This window comes from Dermacoccus sp. SAI-028 (genome assembly GCF_004346775.1).
Classification (GTDB): Bacteria; Actinomycetota; Actinomycetes; order Actinomycetales; family Dermatophilaceae; genus Dermacoccus; species Dermacoccus nishinomiyaensis.
Genome location: NZ_SMFS01000001.1, coordinates 2,774,403 through 2,791,162 on the forward strand (window position 1 = coordinate 2,774,403; position 16,760 = coordinate 2,791,162).

The 16,760-nt window shown below is 69.5% G+C and carries 14 protein-coding genes, 1 tRNA gene, 1 other RNA gene and 1 pseudogene; 5 read left to right on the plus strand and 12 right to left on the minus strand.

Annotated elements, in window-relative coordinates; genetic code table 11:
- Nucleotides 1-65: 65 nt before the first annotated feature.
- Nucleotides 66-1,247, plus strand: a complete 1,182-nt coding sequence (locus tag EDC82_RS12625; RefSeq protein ID WP_062256982.1) for an acyl-CoA dehydrogenase family protein — start codon at nucleotides 66-68, stop codon at nucleotides 1,245-1,247.
- A 217-nt stretch (nucleotides 1,248-1,464) separates the two neighbouring features.
- Nucleotides 1,465-1,683 carry a hypothetical protein gene (locus EDC82_RS12630; protein ID WP_062256984.1) on the plus strand — a complete coding sequence of 73 codons (219 nt, stop codon included), beginning with the start codon at nucleotides 1,465-1,467 and terminating at the stop codon, nucleotides 1,681-1,683.
- Between the two features lie 101 nt (nucleotides 1,684-1,784).
- On the opposite strand, the gene EDC82_RS12635 is transcribed toward EDC82_RS12630, so the two are convergent.
- The 4 genes and pseudogenes from EDC82_RS12635 to EDC82_RS15040 form a co-directional block, all read right to left on the minus strand.
- On the minus strand, nucleotides 1,785-2,414 hold the full coding sequence (locus tag EDC82_RS12635; protein WP_062256985.1) for a GPP34 family phosphoprotein: 630 nt from the start codon (nucleotides 2,412-2,414) through the stop codon (nucleotides 1,785-1,787).
- A 31-nt stretch (nucleotides 2,415-2,445) separates the two neighbouring features.
- On the minus strand, nucleotides 2,446-3,303 hold the full coding sequence (locus EDC82_RS12640; RefSeq protein ID WP_231729418.1) for an amino acid ABC transporter ATP-binding protein: 858 nt from the start codon (nucleotides 3,301-3,303) through the stop codon (nucleotides 2,446-2,448).
- Nucleotides 3,300-3,923: an amino acid ABC transporter permease gene (locus EDC82_RS15035; protein ID WP_050786614.1), complete on the minus strand. Its 624-nt coding sequence runs from the start codon at nucleotides 3,921-3,923 to the stop codon at nucleotides 3,300-3,302. The genes EDC82_RS12640 and EDC82_RS15035 overlap by 4 nt, the downstream gene beginning before the upstream one ends.
- Nucleotides 3,924-3,989: 66 nt before the next feature.
- Nucleotides 3,990-4,685, minus strand: a pseudogene (locus tag EDC82_RS15040) (transporter substrate-binding domain-containing protein); the annotation flags it as partial.
- Nucleotides 4,686-4,966: 281 nt separating this feature from the next.
- Between EDC82_RS15040 and EDC82_RS12650 the strand changes: the two are divergent.
- Nucleotides 4,967-5,389 (plus strand): hypothetical protein, encoded by a 423-nt coding sequence (locus EDC82_RS12650; protein ID WP_131941733.1) that lies wholly within the window; start codon nucleotides 4,967-4,969, stop codon nucleotides 5,387-5,389.
- On the opposite strand, the gene EDC82_RS12655 is transcribed toward EDC82_RS12650, so the two are convergent.
- The 6 genes from EDC82_RS12655 to EDC82_RS12680 form a co-directional block, all read right to left on the minus strand.
- On the minus strand, nucleotides 5,331-6,419 hold the full coding sequence (locus EDC82_RS12655) for an aspartate-semialdehyde dehydrogenase (RefSeq protein WP_006947187.1): 1,089 nt from the start codon (nucleotides 6,417-6,419) through the stop codon (nucleotides 5,331-5,333). The two genes, EDC82_RS12650 and EDC82_RS12655, sit on opposite strands and share 59 nt — an antisense overlap.
- 273 nt (nucleotides 6,420-6,692) lie before the next feature.
- Entirely contained in the window at nucleotides 6,693-7,736 is a 1,044-nt protein-coding gene (locus EDC82_RS12660) for an aspartate-semialdehyde dehydrogenase (protein WP_006947191.1), read from the minus strand.
- A gap of 104 nt (nucleotides 7,737-7,840) precedes the next feature.
- On the minus strand, nucleotides 7,841-9,106 hold the full coding sequence (locus tag EDC82_RS12665) for an aspartate kinase (RefSeq protein WP_006947193.1): 1,266 nt from the start codon (nucleotides 9,104-9,106) through the stop codon (nucleotides 7,841-7,843).
- 258 nt (nucleotides 9,107-9,364) lie between these two features.
- Nucleotides 9,365-9,964 (minus strand): recombination mediator RecR, encoded by a 600-nt coding sequence (recR, locus tag EDC82_RS12670; protein WP_038571803.1) that lies wholly within the window; start codon nucleotides 9,962-9,964, stop codon nucleotides 9,365-9,367.
- A gap of 57 nt (nucleotides 9,965-10,021) precedes the next feature.
- Nucleotides 10,022-10,519, minus strand: coding sequence for a hypothetical protein (locus EDC82_RS12675; RefSeq protein ID WP_131941735.1), 498 nt, complete (start codon nucleotides 10,517-10,519; stop codon nucleotides 10,022-10,024).
- A gap of 288 nt (nucleotides 10,520-10,807) precedes the next feature.
- A complete protein-coding gene (locus tag EDC82_RS12680) occupies nucleotides 10,808-14,263 on the minus strand; it encodes a DNA polymerase III subunit gamma and tau (protein WP_235006227.1) in 3,456 nt (1,151 codons plus the stop codon).
- A 160-nt stretch (nucleotides 14,264-14,423) separates the two neighbouring features.
- Between EDC82_RS12680 and ffs the strand changes: the two genes are divergently transcribed.
- Nucleotides 14,424-14,518, plus strand: an RNA gene (ffs, locus tag EDC82_RS12685) — signal recognition particle sRNA small type.
- A gap of 161 nt (nucleotides 14,519-14,679) precedes the next feature.
- Here ffs and EDC82_RS12690 read toward each other — a convergent pair.
- Nucleotides 14,680-15,138 (minus strand): hypothetical protein, encoded by a 459-nt coding sequence (locus tag EDC82_RS12690; protein WP_131941737.1) that lies wholly within the window; start codon nucleotides 15,136-15,138, stop codon nucleotides 14,680-14,682.
- 49 nt (nucleotides 15,139-15,187) lie between these two features.
- Complete coding sequence (locus EDC82_RS12695; RefSeq protein WP_131941739.1) at nucleotides 15,188-16,543, minus strand: MFS transporter; 1,356 nt, start codon at nucleotides 16,541-16,543, stop codon at nucleotides 15,188-15,190.
- Between the two features lie 124 nt (nucleotides 16,544-16,667).
- Between EDC82_RS12695 and EDC82_RS12700 the strand changes: the two genes are divergently transcribed.
- Nucleotides 16,668-16,757, plus strand: a tRNA-Ser gene (locus tag EDC82_RS12700).
- Nucleotides 16,758-16,760: the final 3 nt, after the last annotated feature.

Below are 16,760 nucleotides of genomic sequence, written 5' to 3' on the forward strand. Positions count from 1 at the left end.
ATGGGGACGCAGATCGCACAGGTGCACACGGGGCCGGCGCTCACCGCGTGAGGCACGATGGTGGCGTGAGTGATTTCTCCCGCAACCCTGAACTCAACCGTCTGGTCGCGATCGACGGGCTCCTGAGCGACGACGAGCGCGACGTCCAGGCCCTCGTCCGACGCTTCTGCGACGACCACGTGCGTCCGAATCTGCCGACCTGGTATGACGAGGCGAGCGTCCCGGCGCGTGAGCTCGCGAAGGGGCTCGGCGAGCTCGGGCTGCTCGGCATGCACCTCGACGGCTACGGGTGCGCCGGTTCGTCGGCGACCGCGTACGGCATGGCGTGTCACGAGCTCGAAGCTGCCGATTCGGGTATACGTTCGCTCGTCAGCGTGCAGGGAAGCCTCGCGATGTTCGCGATCTGGCGTTGGGGCAGCGAGGAGCAGAAGACCGAGTGGCTGCCGCGGATGGCGGCGGGAGACGCCGTCGGATGCTTCGGCCTGACCGAGCCCGACTTCGGTTCCGACCCGGCCGGCATGCGCACCCACGCCAAGCGCGACGGCGACGACTGGGTGCTCAACGGCACGAAGATGTGGATCACGAACGGCACGATCGCCGACGTCGCCGTCGTCTGGGCGCAGACCGACGACAAGATCCGCGGCTTCGTCGTGCCGACGGACACCGCCGGTTTCGAGGCGCGCGAGATCACGAAGAAGATGTCGCTGCGTGCGTCGGTGACGGCGGAGCTGTCGCTGACCGACGTCCGTCTGCCCGCTGATGCCGTCTTCCCCGAGGTGCGCGGGCTCAAGGGGCCATTGTCGTGCCTGTCGGAGGCGCGCTTCGGCATCGTCTTCGGCGCGATGGGCGCCGCCCGCGATTCGCTCGAGACAGCGCTCGACTACGCCGCGACCCGCCAGGTGTTCGGCAAACCGCTCAGCGGCTACCAGCTGACGCAGGGCAAGCTCGCCGACATGACGCTCGAGGTCTCCAAGGGCATGCTCCTCGCGCTGCACCTGGGGCGCCTCAAGGACGGCGCGGGCGTGAGCCCCGAGCAGATCAGCCTCGGCAAGCTCAACAACTGCCGCGAGGCCATCGCCATCGCGCGCGAGTGCCGCACGATCCTCGGCGCCAACGGCATCTCGACGGAGTACTCCCCCATCCGTCACGCCGGAAACCTCGAGTCGGTCATGACCTACGAGGGCACGAGCGAGGTGCACCAACTCGTCCTCGGCAATGCCCTGACGGGTCAGTCGGCGTTCCGCTGAGTCGATCCTCGGAGCCTCCGAGACGACGGCGGCTTCCTTCGCGACCACGGCGGGGAGCGTCCTACGAAACCTGCGCCTTGCTAGCCTGGCGGCATGGTGACCCTGACGATCGACGGCATCTCGGATGACGTGTTGCGGTCATTGGAACATCAGGCCGACGCCGCGGGGGTCAGTCTGAATGACTACCTCGTGGCATGCCAGTCTGAATGACTACCTCGTGGCATGCCTGACTCTCGTCGCACATCAGCCGCCGCCTGATGACGGGCCGCCGCGTCTCGACCACTCAGAGCACGTCGACCAAGCCGAGACCCTGGCAACGCTCACCGACGAGGACGCGAAGCGCGACATCACTGAAGGCGATGATGCCTACGCTCACGGGGACGTCGTCCGAGGTGAGGAGGCCGTGCGCGCTCTGCGCCTCCAGGACCGCACGTGAGCCACTCACGTGCGGGGTACGTCGCGGGCTCACGGCCCAGGCTCCACCAGCCGAATCAGCCGTAGCTCGTCGGACCGGCGTGCGGGAAGTCCGCTCGCACGTCACCCCGGGTTGGCACCGGTCGAGTAATAGCCGCTCGCGTAGAAGGGCACGAGGGCGAAGGAGATCGCCTCGTCGACCCGCCGTTGCAGTGATCCGGGCTCGCGGTCGGCGAAAGCGACAGCCACGGATTCGTCCGTGAACGGCGACCGGGACAGCAACTCGTCCCCGATTCCTGCCGCGCCCGGCACCGCGAGGACGGCGTCGTCATCGTGCGTGGCGGCGTCGTCGAAGAGCAACGCGCGTGACGCATCGACAATCTCACGCCGTAGAGGCGTCGTCGTGAACGAGAATCGCGGCTTGCGGCGGAGCCCGTGCCGCGTCATCCTCGCCGTCCCCTGGTCCACGAGGCTCATACCGACGTGTTCCCACGCACCCGGGTAGAGCGCGTCGATGACGAAGCGCGCCAGTGTCGGCCCGCGCACCTCGTCCAGACGGTTCGCCGCCCATCCCAGCAGGCCCTCGGGCGCAACCTCGGCGGTTCGGCGGATCCGGTCGCCCGTCCACTCGATCAGGCCCGCGGACCGCAGATCGAGCATCAACCCAGCCGTGACGCACACCTGTGCCCCGGTGACCCTGGGCAGTCCTCGATCGTCCAAGCTCATGATCCACAGACGTTCGCTGATCAGCACCTGATCAGTATCGCGCGTCCGCGATCACGACTCAGCTCAGCGGGTCGAGGATGCGCTTCAAGAACGCCTGGGTGCGCGCCTCGCGCGGGTGGTCGATGACCTGTGACGGCTCGCCGCGTTCGACGATGACGCCGCCGTCCATGAACAGCACCTGATCAGCGACGTCACGCGCAAACGCGATCTCGTGGGTGACGACGATCATCGTGCGGCCCTCGTCGGCGAGTTCGCGCATGACGCTCAGCACTCCCCCGACGAGTTCGGGGTCGAGCGCTGACGTCGGCTCATCGAAGAGCAGCAGCTCGGGTGCGAGGGCCAGAGCGCGTGCGATGCCGACGCGCTGCTGCTGCCCACCCGAGAGTTGGTAGGGGTACTTGTCGGCCTGGTCGTCGAGACCCACCTTCGCGAGAAGCTCATGCCCCCGCGCGTCGGCGTCGGCCTTCGCGACGCCCTGCACGACGATCGGGCCTTCGGTGACGTTCTCGAGCACGCTCTTGTGCGGAAACAGGTTGTGCTGCTGGAACACCATCCCCGTCTTCGCCCGCAGCGCACCGACACGTTTGGCAGCGTCACCCTTCGCGCGGCCGTCACGCCCGCGCGGGACGTCGACGTAGTCGACCTCGGCGTCCCCGATGCGGACGACGCCCGCCTCAGGCAGGTCGAGCGCATTGAGCGAACGCAGCACCGTCGTCTTGCCCGAACCCGACGGGCCGAGCAGCACCGTCACCGACCCCGACGGGACGGTGAAGTCGACGCCGCGAAGCACCTCGAGCGAGCCGAACGACTTCGTCAGACCACGGACGTCGACGAGGGCGTCCGTGGTCGAGGTCGACGCGGCGTCCGCGGAACGAGCGTCCCCGGGGCGGGCGGGTGTGGAACCGTGAGGAGTCATCGTGCGACGTGCCTTCCGAGTCGGTTTTCGAGCCTGCCCTGGACGAGGGAGAGGATGAAGCACAGAGCCCAGTAGATCGCGGCGGCGACACCGTACAGCTCGAGGAAGTCACCCGAGGGTGCGGCGGCGATCTGAGCCTGGCGGAACATCTCGGTGACGAGGATGGTCGAGGCGAGCGACGTGTCCTTGACGAGGGAGATGAGCGTGTTCGACAGGGGCGGGACGGCGACACGCAACGCCTGCGGCAGGATGATGCGCCGTAGCGCCGTCGCCCGGTTCATGCCGATCGTCTCCGCGGCCTCCCACTGCCCCTTCGGCACGGACAGGATGGCGGCGCGGATGATCTCCGCGGAGTACGCCGCGACGTTGAGTGAGAACGCGATGATGGCCGACGGCCATGGGCTGAGTTTGATCCCGAGCTGCGGCATGCCGAAGAAGATGATGGCGAGCTGCACGAGCAGCGGTGTGCCTCGGAAGATCGAGATGAAGATGCGCGCCGGCCAGGACAGGGCCGCGTTGGCGCTCATGCGTGCCAGCGCGACGCCCAGGGCGAGGACGAGGCCGATGGCGAACGACGCCGCCGTCAGCGGAATCGTGCCCTTGAGCGTCGCCACGAGCATCGGGCCGATGTTGTTCTTGATCGTGTCGGTGACGCTCGTGCCCTTTGCCTCCGTCTCGAAGTACTGGGCGTAGAGCTTCTTGCTCGTGCCGTCGGCGTTCATCTCATCGATGGCGGTGTTGATCGCGGGCGCGAGCTTGCTTCCCTTCTTCGTCGGGAAGACCTCTTGGCTGGTGTCGCTCGTGCGGCTCGCGATCTTGAGCCCTGAGTTCTCGTGCGTCGCGAGGTAGTACTTGACGGCGAGTTCATCGTTGACGAAGGTGTCGACGCGCCCCTGTGAGAGCAGTTCGACAGCTTTGTCCATGCCGTCGACGGAGACGACGTTCGCCCCCGCCTTCTTCGCGACGCCTGCCCAGTCGGACGTGATGTTCTGCGCCGACTTCTTGCCCTTGATGTCGGCGAGGTTCTTGATCGACGAGCCATCCCTGACGACGACGACGCCGTGGCTCTCGACGTACGGCTTTGTCAGGTCGTACTTGGCGCGACGCTCAGCGTTGGCGCCGACCTGGTTGGCGATGACGTCGATACGGCCCGAGTCGAGGGCGGCGAACATCGAATCCCACTGCGTCTCGACGAACTCGACCTTGACCCCCAGCCGCTTGCCGACCTCGCGGAAGTAGTCGACGTCGTAGCCAGTGAGCTTGCCCCCCTGGTGGAACGAGAACGGAGCGTAGACGCCCTCGGTGCCGACCTTGATCGTGTCCGGCAGCTTGTCGTCGGCCTTCGTGACGGCAGGGGCCTGCTGCGCGGCGGCGGTGGTCATCGTCAGGCCACCCAGGAGAAGGGCTGCGACGAAGCTGAGGATCGCGACGAGGACGCTTCGGGCTCGCAGCACCCCGAAACGGTCACGGTTGGGCGTCTTCACGAGAGTCGAGATTACGCCCCCATTCAACAATCTCCTATTTTATGGCGCCTAACTCACCGTTATGCATCGATGGTGCAGACCGCCCGCGGGGGGCCTATCGGCGCCCCACTTCCAGCCGGCCTCGCGCGGCGCCCCTCACGCGGCCACCGGCGCCGTCGAAGAACTGCAAGAATCGCGGCATGACGCGACGCGTGCTGGGCGAGCTGGAGAGATCGAAGCTCCTCAACGAACTGGAGCTGATGCCTGCGCCCGAGAAGCGCCGCATCGACGCCGCCACCGGCGCCGGCCGTATGCTCGACGACCCGCACGACCGCGACATCCAACGCGCCCGCGTCGCGCAGTTGCCCTGGGCGCGAGCGATGGGTGCGTTGGCCTTCACCGGCCTTGCCCTGATGCGCTGCTTGGACGTCGTCGATGGCCGTCGTTCGTGGTGGGACTGGCTCGCGGCCGCCTTCCTCACCGTCAATGCCGTCTTCTGGATTCGGCGCTGGTGGCTCATGCGTCGGCTCGGTCGGCAACTCGACGCCGTCGACGCGACCGGCCTCACGCTTGCGCGTAGCGCCCGACCCCGACGAGCATCTCGGCGATCTGCAGGGCGTTGAGCGCGGCGCCCTTGCGGATGTTGTCGCCGCACACGATGAAGTCGAGCGTGTGCGGGTTGCTCTCGACCTGACGCACGCGCCCGACCCACACGGGGTCGGTGCCAACGGCGTCGGCGGGCGTCGGCCAGTCGGTGCCGTTTTCGTCGGGCATGACGATCGCGCCGTTCGCGCCCTCGACGATGGCGCGGCGCGCGTCGTCGGGCTTGACCTTCTTGTCGAAGCTCACGTGCAGCGTCGACATGTGCGTCGTGACGATCGGCACCTGCACGCACGTGACGGCGACGCGCAGCTGCGGCAGCGCGAGCACGTCACGCAGTTCGTGCGCGATGTCGTTCTCCTCGCTCGACCAGCCGCCGCCGACGTGCTCACCCACCCAGGGCACGACGTTGCTGACGATCGGGGCCGGAAACGGTGAGTCGTCGGGCAGATCGGCGACGTAGCGGCGGACGTCACCGGGCATCTGGCCGATGCGCGGGTGGCCGGTGAGCGCCGATACCTCTTCATAGAGACGCTCCGCGCCCCGCTTGCCCGCGCCGGTGACGGCCTGCATCGACGTCGCCGTCACGTGCGTGAGGCTCCAGTGCTCGTGCAGCGTCGCGAGGACGGGAAGCATGACGATCGCGGGGCCCGACGGCATCGCGACGATGCCGCGGGGGTGCTCGAACGCCGCAGCCGCGTTGACCTCGGGCACGACGAGTGGGACGTCGTCGTCATCACGGAACGCGGCGGAGGTGTCGACGACGAGGCAGTCGGACGCCGTCGCGAACGGCGCCCACTTCGCCGACACGTCTGCGGGCGTCGCGAAGATGGCGACGTCGACGCCGGCGAAGCTCTCACTGTCGAGGGGTTCGACCTCGATTTCGTCGACGCCGAACAGCATCCTGCGTCCGACAGATCGGTCGGAGCCGAAGAGACGCACGTCGTCCCACGCGTCCGCGCGCGTCGCGAGGACGTCGATCACCGCCTGGCCGACGAGCCCCGTGGGGCCGACGACGGCGAGGACGGGCCGTTCGGGCTGGTTCGCAGTCACGTTCCGAGCATAGGCGCCGTCACTGACGACGAACCCGTCCGCCTGCCCGGTTGACGCCAGATCGATTGGAAACTCACATGATTGGGCGAGATCGCACCCGCCGTCTGCACCGTTCGATCCCGTGGGCCCAACGCCTGGCGCACTTCTCGCCCCATCACCTGTGGCTTCACGTCCCGCCTGACCGCCCCACCCAACCCACGTTGCATGTGACCGAAAATCGCAGATGGGGGCGAGATTCGCCGATGGGGACAGGAATCGCCGTTGGGGCGGGGGTCAGCCGGCGGCAGCGATGAGTTCGGCGATCTGCACCGTGTTGAGCGCCGCGCCCTTGCGCAGGTTGTCGTTGCTGATGAACAGCGCGAGACCCTTGCCGTCGGCGACGGAGGCGTCCTGGCGGATGCGTCCGACGTAGCTCGGGTCCTTGCCTGCGGCGACGCGCGGCATCGGCACGTCGGCGAGTTCGACGCCGGGGGCGTCGGCGAGCAGGTCGCGGGCTTCCTCGGGCGTGATGGCGCGCTCGAACTCTGCGTTGACGCTGAGCGAGTGACCGCTGAACACCGGCACGCGCACGCACGTGCCGGACACGGCGAGCTCGGGCAGGTCGAGGATCTTGCGCGATTCGTTGCGCAGCTTCTGCTCCTCGTCCGTCTCGTTCGTGCCGTCGTCGACGATCGAACCGGCCATGGCGAGCACGTTGAACGCGATCGGCGCGACGTACTTGTTCGGCGCGCCGAGGTCGACGGCCTCGCCGTCGAGCGCCATCTTCTCCATGTCGGCCTCGGCGGCCTTGCGGATCTGCCCGGCGAGTTCGGCCACCCCGGCGACGCCCGATCCGGAGACGGCCTGGTACGTCGAGACGACGAGACGCATCAGCCCCGCGGCGTCGTGCAGCGGCTTGAGCACCGGCATCGCGGCCATCGTCGTGCAGTTCGGGTTGGCGATGATGCCCTTGGGCGTGTTCGCGATCTGCTCGCCGTTGACCTCACTGACGATGAGCGGCACCTCGGGGTCGCGTCGCCACGCCGAGGAGTTGTCGATGACGGTGACGCCCGCCGCCGCGAACTTCGGTGCGAGCGCCTTCGACGTGTCGCCGCCCGCGGAGAAGATCGCGACGTCGAGGCCGCTCGGGTCAGCGGTCGCCGCGTCCTCGAGGGTGTAGTCGACGCCCTTGAACGTCAGCGTCTTGCCCGCACTGCGCGCCGACGCGAACAGCCGCAGGCTCTTGATCGGGAAGTTCCGCTCCTCGAGCAGTTGCAGGACGACGCGGCCGACCTGGCCGGTCGCGCCGACGACGCCGAGATTCAGTTCCTTGTTCATGGGTGACGTTCCTTTCGCGCGGCCAGACGTCGAGCGTCCCCGCTGTGATGATGGCGTCGCGTCGTCAGCACCGGATGCCGTTCCGCGATTGCAGACGTTGCCCGTCAGCGGCCGGTGCCGGCGTAGACGACGGCCTCGCCGTCGGCGTCGAGCCCGAATGCGGTGTGGACGAGGCGGACGGCTTCGTCGAGTTCGTCGCTGCTCGTCACGACCGAGACGCGGATCTCGGACGTCGAGATCATCTCGATGTTGATGCCGGCGTCGGCGAGCGCCTGGAACAGCGTCGCCGAGATGCCCGGGTTGGAGCGCATGCCGGAGCCGACGAGCGACAGCTTGCCGATCGTGTCGTCGTAGTGGAGTCGGTCGAAGCCGAGTTCGTCCTTCATCGCGTTGAGGACGGCGACACCCTTGGGCGCTTCGTCCTTCGGCACGGTGAAGGAGATGTCGGTGCGCTTGTCCTCGCCGGCGGAGACGTTCTGGACGATCATGTCGACGTTGAGGCCCGCGCCCGCGACGGCGCGGAAGACGGCGGCTGCGCGCCCGGGTGAGTCGGGGATGCCGACGATCGTGATCTTTCCTTCGCTGCGGTCGTGCGCGACGCCGGCGATGATCGGGTCTTCCACGGTGTCTCCTTCTTTGTCGTTGACGACCCAGGTGCCCTCGTGGTGGCTGAAGGAGCTACGCACGTGGATGGGGAGGTCGAATCGGCGGGCGTACTCGACGCAGCGCAGCATGAGCACCTTCGCGCCCTGTGCCGCCATCTCCTGCATCTCCTCGTTGGTGATTCGGTCGATCTTGTGGGCCTTCGGCACGATGCGCGGGTCGGCGGTGAAGATGCCATCGACGTCGGTGTAGATCTCGCACACGTCGGCCTTGATGGCGGCGGCGAGCGCGACGGCCGTCGTGTCCGAACCGCCGCGTCCGAGCGTCGTGATCTCGTTCGTGCTCTGGCTGACGCCCTGGAACCCGGCGACGATGACGATGTGCCCCTCGTCGACGGCCCGCTGGATGCGGCCGGGCGTCACGTCGATGATCTTCGCCCTGCCGTGCACCTCGTCGGTGATGACGCCCGCCTGGCTGCCGGTGTAGCTGCGCGCCGAATGGCCGAGGTTCGCGATGGCCATGGAGACGAGCGCCATCGACATGCGCTCCCCCGCCGTCAGCAGCATGTCCATCTCGCGCGCCTGCGGCGCGGGGCTGACCTGCGCGGCGAGGTCGAGCAGCTCGTCCGTCGTGTCGCCCATCGCGGAGACCACGACGACGACGCTGTTGCCCGCCTTCTTCGTGTCGACGATGCGTCGCGCGACACGCTTGATGCTGTCGGCGTCGGCGAGGGACGAACCGCCGTACTTCTGGACGATCAGGCTCACGGTGTTGCTCCGGGGGTCGACTTCGGTCGGTCACGGCGAGTCTAGGCACTGCGCCCTGCAGGCTCGCTGAGCGCTCAGATACTGGTTCTGCGGCCGCGACGGGCGCCATATGACCAGCTGTCGGCCCGTACGAGCGGAATGGTCGAACCTGAGCGATCTGCCGCTCGTGTTCGACCATTTCGCTCGTATTCGTCGGGCCGAACTCATGTTCGTCGAGGCGGCACGCCCGCGACGAAGGATGCGTCACATCACGGGGCGTCAGAACACGAGGACGCGGCGGCCCTCGAAGGCACGGCCGAGCGTCACCTCGTCGGCGTATTCGAGATCGCCGCCGACAGGCAGGCCGGATGCGAGGCGGCTCACCGTCACGCCCATCGGTCCGATGAGGCGCGCGAGGTAGCTCGCCGTCGCCTCACCCGTGTGGTTCGGGTTGGTCGCGATGATGATCTCCTCGAGCGACGTGTCGCTGAGGCGCGCCATGAGCTCGGTGATGTGCAGGTCGCCCGGGCCGACGCCCTCGATCGGGTTCAACGCACCGCCGAGCACGTGGTAGCGCCCGCGGAACTCGCGGGTGCGTTCGATCGCGACGACGTCCTTGCTCTCCTCGACGATGCAGATGAGCGCCGGGTTGCGCTGCGGGTCGGCGCACACACGACACAGGTTCGTCTCGGCGACGTTGAAGCACACCTCGCAGAAGTGCACTGTCTCCTTGACCTTGAGCAGCACCTCCGCGAGACGCTGAACGTCATCGGCATCCGCCTCGAGCAGGTGGAACGCGATGCGCTGCGCCGACTTCGGCCCGACACCGGGCAGCCGACCGAGCTCGTCGATGAGGTCTTGAACCACGCCTTCATACACGATCGGCAAGCCTACGCGTCACCGGTGACAACCCCAATCGAGCGCGCGGGGCGTAGGTCAGCGGTGCGGATCGAGCAGCTTCGTCACCACCCGGCGATAGCCTGCGCCGATAGCGGGTGCCGCCACGCGGGTGACGAAAGCGGCGGCGGGGCGAAGGCGACCCGGCACCCACGGCAGCGTGATGCTCTGTGCCCAGGCGACCTGTGCACCACCGTCGAGGCCGCGCTCGCCGTCTGCCCGGTCGGGCCCGGCGGCCCGGCGCACCGGGGTGATCTCGACCGTCACGACACCGCCGAGGAGGCGACCGACCTTCTCGAACACGACGCGCCGGCCGGCTTCTATCTCCCGGACGACCATGACGTCGTCGAAGCCAAGCGGCCCGAGCCGTGTCCGCGCGACGTAGCGCGACCCGACGACTGCGTCCTCGGGAGCCGGCCCGCGACCCGTGGTGAACGGTACGACCTCGCCGTGCGCCGACACGTCGACGACGCGCCGCCACGCCTCATGCGGCGCCAACGCCGTGTCGATCCTGAAGGCGAACCCTGCTCGTCCCATGCGTCCCATCATTCTTCTCACTCGCCCACTCTCCATCGCGCCCCGCTCTTGCTGACGTCTCCCGCGTGACTGGTTCTTGCTGACGCGTCTGCTGTGCGGCCCGCTCTCACTGCCGCGTCTTTGTCGCGTCCCGCTCTTGCTGGCATGTCGCCGTCGCATCCCGCTTGTGCTGACGCGCCCCGCGAGCCGGCCCGTGCCCTACGGCCCGGTAGAACCCGGGCCAAGGCCTGGCATCCGTCACGGTCGCGCCACGCAGCGCTGCCACGACTTTCGTCAGCCCGCGTCAGGTCAGTTCGCGTCAGGGCCTTCTTCCTTGATGACCGTGCCGCCCAGTACCGACTTGATGATCGGCAGCCCGACGGCGTCCGAGTTCTCGATGTCCTCGTCGTCGACGCTCGCCGACGCATCATCGAAGCGGCCGCGCCCGCCCCGCTCGGCATCCTCCTGACGCTGCGCGGCCTCCCGCGCCGCCTTCTCGGCGCGCTGACGCGGCGTCAGCGCGCGCCCGTCGTCGACGGCGCCCTGCGTCGGCTGCGGCGCAGGCGCAACGCTGCCCGCCGCCGCCGAGTCGTGGGCCGCCTCGGCCTGCCCATCGCCGGCGCGCTCGCGAGCACCGGCTCGATCGCTCTCGCCCGAACGAGGCGGCAGCGGATCGTAGACGGCCTCGACGTCGGTCTCGGGCTCGTCCTCCATCCAGTCAGGAATGGGCTCCCCCGCGCTCAAGGGCGCACCCGCACTGTCGTCGACACCACTGGCACCGACGCCGCTGCTCGGGCCGCCGTTGTCAGCCGGCGATGCCTCGGCCGAGCGCCCCGAAGGATTCGCGCCCACCCTCGCGACGCCACCGGACGCGTCGCCCCTGTTCGAGGCGCCGTTGGCCGATCCCTGGTTCCGCGAGGATTCGTCCGCAGAACCGTGGCCGGCTCCGCGCATGCTGGGAGACGCGTCGTCGTTCGCCCATGACGGCGCCGGGCCGGCCTGCGCGCCCCAGTCGCCGCGCGAATCCGAACCCCACGCGCTGCTCTGCGCGGCGGCAGCCGCGAGGCCTGCGTCCTGGCGCGGCGAATCAGCCTCACGCGGCGCGACGCCCTCGGCGGGGTCGCCGGCCCGCGCCGGATCGACGCGGGCATGGCCGCCCTGCGCCCCGTTCCAACCGGTGCGATCGCGCCACCCACCGGGGCGTCCCTGGCCCTGACGACCCTGCTGCGGCGCAGCGGAGCGCGCTCCTCCCGAGGCGGGATCGCCCCACGCGTTCTGGCCGGACGCATCCTGCGTCGCACCACGCGAACCACCATCATGGCCCGGGCTGCCCTGGCGGCGAGCGTCAACACCCTCGCCACGGTGAGAGCCTGCTGGCACGTTCACACGCCCGTCAGCCGCCCCACCGGCGGACGACGAAGGATCGATCGACGCGCTGAACTGCGCCATCTCGTCGAACTGCGACCTGTCGTCGGGCGGCGCGTCATGCGGCGCGGGCTCGTCACCCCACGACCCGCCATCCGATGCGCCAGACTGCCCGCCATCCCCCTGGGGTCGGGACGAACCCTGCGCCCCCGAGGGGGCAGCGTTCGGCGACGACCATCCCCGCGCAGACTGCTGCGCGTTCGGCACCTTACCCGCGGGCGACCCGTTCGGCGACGACCACGTCTGGCGCGGCTGCGCAGCGTTGGCCGCCCCCTGATGACCCCCGCCCTGACCCGACGGCGCCGCGGCACCGGCCGTCATGGCGCGGGCTTCGACGGCGACGTCGACGCCGATCGCCTCGATGAGCGCCTGACGCACGACCTCCATGTGCTGCCCGCGACTCATCGTGCCGGCGAGGCCCTCGCTCGTCGCGCCCAGGATCAACCGGCGCCCGTCGAACTCGGCCACCTGAGCGTTCTGACTGAGCAGCGTCCACGTGACGCGCTTGATGCGGAAGATGCGGTCGAGCACGTCGGGCCACGCCCGACGGATGTCGTCTGTGCTCATGCCTCCGCGCGCCGGCTGACCGCTCTCGCGCTCGCCGGAACCCTGCTGCGGCGACGACGCGCCGCCGGACTGCTGCGTCGCATCGAAATCACGCTGCGCGCGCTCTCGCTCGGCCTCGCTCACGCCTCCCGTGACGCTCTGCGGCTGCTCGACCCGCGCGTCGTCGCGCGCGGCCGCAGCGGCCCGCTGACCCTGCTCGGGTGCGGCCTCGCCGTGACCTGCCGGGCGAGAGGCACCCGACTGACCCGCGCGACCATCCCCGCCCTCAACGCCGGCGGTGTCAGCACGACCACCCCCCGCCCCGGCACCCGGCGCGCGAGACAGATCGTCACCGGTCGACGAGTTCTCCTGCGCTGCACCGGCATTCGGGCTCTGCCATCTCGGTGTCGTTGCCGGCTGAGGAGCGCCCGCCGCCCCTGTCACACCCGCCGTCGCCGATGCGGCGTCCTCGGCGGAACCGCCCGAGCGTCCTGCCCCGTCAGCACTCGCACCCACCCCAGAGGCCGCGCCGGCGCTCGCGCCGACCCCGCCCTGCGTCGGCGCCGACGCACCGGCGGGAGGCATCGCCGGCGCATGTGGCACCGGCCCCGCGGCAGCACGAGGCGGCAGTTCGCCCATGTCTAGGCGACGTTCCATCCGGTCGAGTCGCGCCGCATACCCGTCGAGACCCGCGATGCCGGGCAGCAGCACGCGCGCGCACATGAGTTCGAGCTGCAGGCGCGGCGACGTCGCGCCCGTCATCTCCGTCAGGCCGGCATTGATGACGTCCGCCGCGCGCGACAGCGCCCCAGCACCGAACGAGGCCGCCTGCGAGCGCATGCGCTCCAGCTGGTCCTCCGGCACCGAGCGCAGCACGGCGCCCGCACCCTCGGCCACGGCCGCGACGACGATGAGGTCGCGTAGACGCTCGAGCAGATCCTCGACGAACCGTCGCGGGTCGGCGCCCGATTCGACGACGCGGTCGATCTGCCGGAAGACCGCCGCCGAGTCACCGGCCGCGAACGCCTCGATGATGCCGTCGAGCAGTTCGTCATCGGTGAAGCCGAGCAGGCTCGCGGCGCCGGCGTACGTCAGCCCCTCGGGCCCCGACCCGGCGATGAGCTGGTCGAGCACCGACAGCGAGTCACGCACCGAACCCCCACCCGCGCGCGTGACGAACGACAGCACGCCCGGCTCGTACGCGACGCCCTCGGCGTCGAGCAGCGTCTCCATGTAGTCGCTCAGCTTCTTCGGCGGCACGAGGCGGAACGGGTAGTGGTGCGTGCGCGAGCGGATCGTGCCGATGACCTTCTCCGGTTCTGTCGTCGCGAACACGAACTTCACGTGCTCCGGCGGCTCCTCGACGATCTTGAGCAGCGCGTTGAAGCCCTGCGGCGTCACCATGTGCGCCTCGTCGATGATGTAGATCTTGTAGCGGCTGCTCGCCGGGCCGAACGACGCGCGCTCACGCAAGTCACGCGCGTCGTCGACACCACCGTGCGAGGCCGCGTCGATCTCGATGACGTCGACGCTGCCGGCACCGCCACGAGCGAGCGCCACGCACGAGTCGCACACCCCGCACGGCGTCGGCGTCGGGCCCTGCTCGCAGTTGAGGCAACGCGCGAGGATGCGCGCCGACGTCGTCTTGCCACACCCGCGCGGACCACTGAACAGGTACGCGTGATTGACGCGCCCCGTCCGCAGCGCCTGCATGAGGGGTTCGGTGACGTGCTCTTGGCCGATGACGTCGGCGAACGTCTCGGGGCGGTAGCGGCGGTACAGGGCCGTTGTCATGCGAGCAACACTAGTGGCGCGCACCGACAACCCCGAGATTCCGCGGAGAACGCCCTACGAACAGGCCGATCACGCCTCGTCCGACCACCCGTCCAGGGCCGCCCGGAGCGCCGACCACCCCACGATTACCGCCCTCGCAGCCTCCCCGGTAGACTCATGCCAAGCCCCCCGCGTGGTGGTACCTCTCCGAACTCCCCCAGGGCAGGAATGCAGCAAGGGTAGGAGAGCTCTTCCAGGTACGCGGGGGGCGCTCACGTCTCACAGGGCCCCAGCCGCGTCCCGGGCGTCATCTGACGTCGGGGGCCCCGGCCCGTCGCGCCGCGGTACTGACGCAGCGCCATGTTCTCGATGTCCTCCGGACGCGTGCGCGCGACGTACACCTCGCGTCCGAAGCCGCCCGTCGGCGCACGGGTGCCCTACACGACGATCCACCCGTCATCGGCGACGCTCGCCGTCCCCCACGTCATGTGGTCGAGCGTGTCGTCGTCTGCGCTCAGCGCGACGGTCTCGAGGCGGCGCGCCGCCCCGCCCTCCGGCACGACGAAGCGCGTCACCGACGTGCCGAGCAGCGTGAACCCCCAGAACCCGCCGTGCCGCCTGATCGTGTTGGTGCAGACGAAAAGCTCGCTCCATCGACCGCGATCAAGGCTGATGACGCAGGTCGGCCACGCCGCCAACCGCTCGCCCGCAACACCGGGATCGGGGATGACGGCGACGCCCGTCAGCACCTGCGCGAAGCACCCCCGCGTGCTGATGAGCATCGAGTTCGACACCATGGTCGCCCCGCGGCCGGTCGCGCGACGCGTGTCGCCGAACAGCCACACGACGCGTCCGTCGCCGAGCGGCGCGGCGTGACGGGCGACGCGTCGGGGCATGGCGTCAGGCTACGAGCCGCCGCTCATCACCGAAGGGGTTTTCACGCACCTACTCTCCGCTCAGCTTGGCGCGCTGCACCTCGAGGGCCAGCTCGCCCGCGACGTCGGGTTCGCGCGGCGCGCCGAGCCCGTTGACGGCGGGGCTGAGGCGCCGTTCGACGGCGAGGGTGACGGCGGCCGCGCCCACGCATCCGAGGACGAGCGCGAGCGTGTACCAGCCGGCCAGGGCGTGCCCGATGAGCAGGCCCGCGAACGGCGGGCCGACGATCTCGGCCAGGTGGAAGGCTCCCGCGGAGGCCGAGTTGTAGCGCCCGCGCAGGGCGTCCGGGGCGAGGTCGTTGACCATGGCGGGCAGCGTCGGCTGCAGGAACGTCTCGCCGACGCCGAAGATCGCCGCCGACGCGCAGACGAGGACGCCGGCCATCGTCGCGGAGCGCTCCCCCGACCAGCCCGCGAGGCCGAGCACGGCCCACGACAGCGACCACAGGCCACACATGAGCAGCAGCGCGCGCGTGCGCCGCCTGCCGGAGACGAGCCGCAGCACGAGGATCTGCACGACGACGATGACGGCCGTGTTCGCCGCGTACGCCCAGCCGAGCACCTGCGTCGAGACGTGCGCGACGCTGCGGGCGAAGGCCTGGAATCCGACTCCGAACTGCGCGTAGCCGATGAAGGCCGTGATGAATCCGAGCAGCACGAGCAGCCGCATCGTCGGCTCGCGTAGCACCTGCGCGTAACCGCCGCGCGGCGCGTCGCCGTCAGGGCTCGAGGGGTGCTCGACGCGTCCGCCGTGGTGTCGCAGCGGACCCAGGTACAGCGCGAGTGGGACGAGGAACGTCGCGGCGTCGATGACGTACACGAGCTCGAACGTCGACGGCCGCGTCACGTCGACGATGGCCCCGCCGAGCACCCCGCCGATGCCCATGCCCAGGTTGAGCAGTGTGAAGTTGAGACCGAAGAAGAACTGCCGTTGGTCCGACGGCATGACGCTCGCGACCACAGCCTGCACGGCCGGGAAGATCACCCCCGTCGCGATTCCGGAGAGCGTCAATGCCAGTGCGGCCCGCCCGACGTCGTGCGCCCCGGCCATGAGCAGTTGCCCGGCGATCTCGAGCCCGACGGCCGTGATGACGACGCGACGCGCACCGACACGGTCGATGACGACACCGCCGGGGCCGACGGCGAGCAACCCGACGATCGCGGGCAGGGCCAGCAGGATGCCCGTCACCTGCAGGCTGAGGTGGCGCACCTCGTGCAGGTAGGTGACGCCGAACGGCATGATGAGGCCGGTGCCGATGAAGTCGAACACGATGCTGACGAGCATGAGCTTGGCCGCGAGCGGCAGGTCGCTCCAGCGCACACGGGCTGCGCGGGTGTCGTCGGGGCTCGTGTTGTCGTGCGTCACGCCCCCATGGTGACAGCCCGCACCGACGAGCCCCTGCGCACCCGTCGTTCCCCGGCTGTTCCCTCGACGCTGCTTGCACCGCCCGACTTGGGCGCATGCGCCGCGGTGCAGTACAGTTCTCGGCGGAGGATTCGCATAGTGGCCTAGTGCGCACGATTGGAAATCGTGTTGGGGATGAAACCCCTCATGGGTTCAAATCCCATATCCTCCGCCACAC

Excerpts from the sequence above, each read along its gene's own strand:
- EDC82_RS12640 (WP_231729418.1), bottom strand. The coding sequence starts at position 3,303 with ATGACTCCTCACGGTTCCACACCCGCCCGCCCCGGGGACGCTCGTTCC.
- EDC82_RS15035 (WP_050786614.1), bottom strand. The coding sequence starts at position 3,923 with ATGCTCGTGGCGACGCTCAAGGGCACGATTCCGCTGACGGCGGCGTCG.
- EDC82_RS12650 (WP_131941733.1), top strand. The coding sequence starts at position 4,967 with ATGACGCGACGCGTGCTGGGCGAGCTGGAGAGATCGAAGCTCCTCAAC.
- EDC82_RS12660 (WP_006947191.1), bottom strand. The coding sequence starts at position 7,736 with ATGAACAAGGAACTGAATCTCGGCGTCGTCGGCGCGACCGGCCAGGTC.
- EDC82_RS12675 (WP_131941735.1), bottom strand. The coding sequence starts at position 10,519 with ATGGGACGAGCAGGGTTCGCCTTCAGGATCGACACGGCGTTGGCGCCG.
- EDC82_RS12680 (WP_235006227.1), bottom strand. The coding sequence starts at position 14,263 with ATGACAACGGCCCTGTACCGCCGCTACCGCCCCGAGACGTTCGCCGAC.
- EDC82_RS12690 (WP_131941737.1), bottom strand. The coding sequence starts at position 15,138 with ATGCCCCGACGCGTCGCCCGTCACGCCGCGCCGCTCGGCGACGGACGC.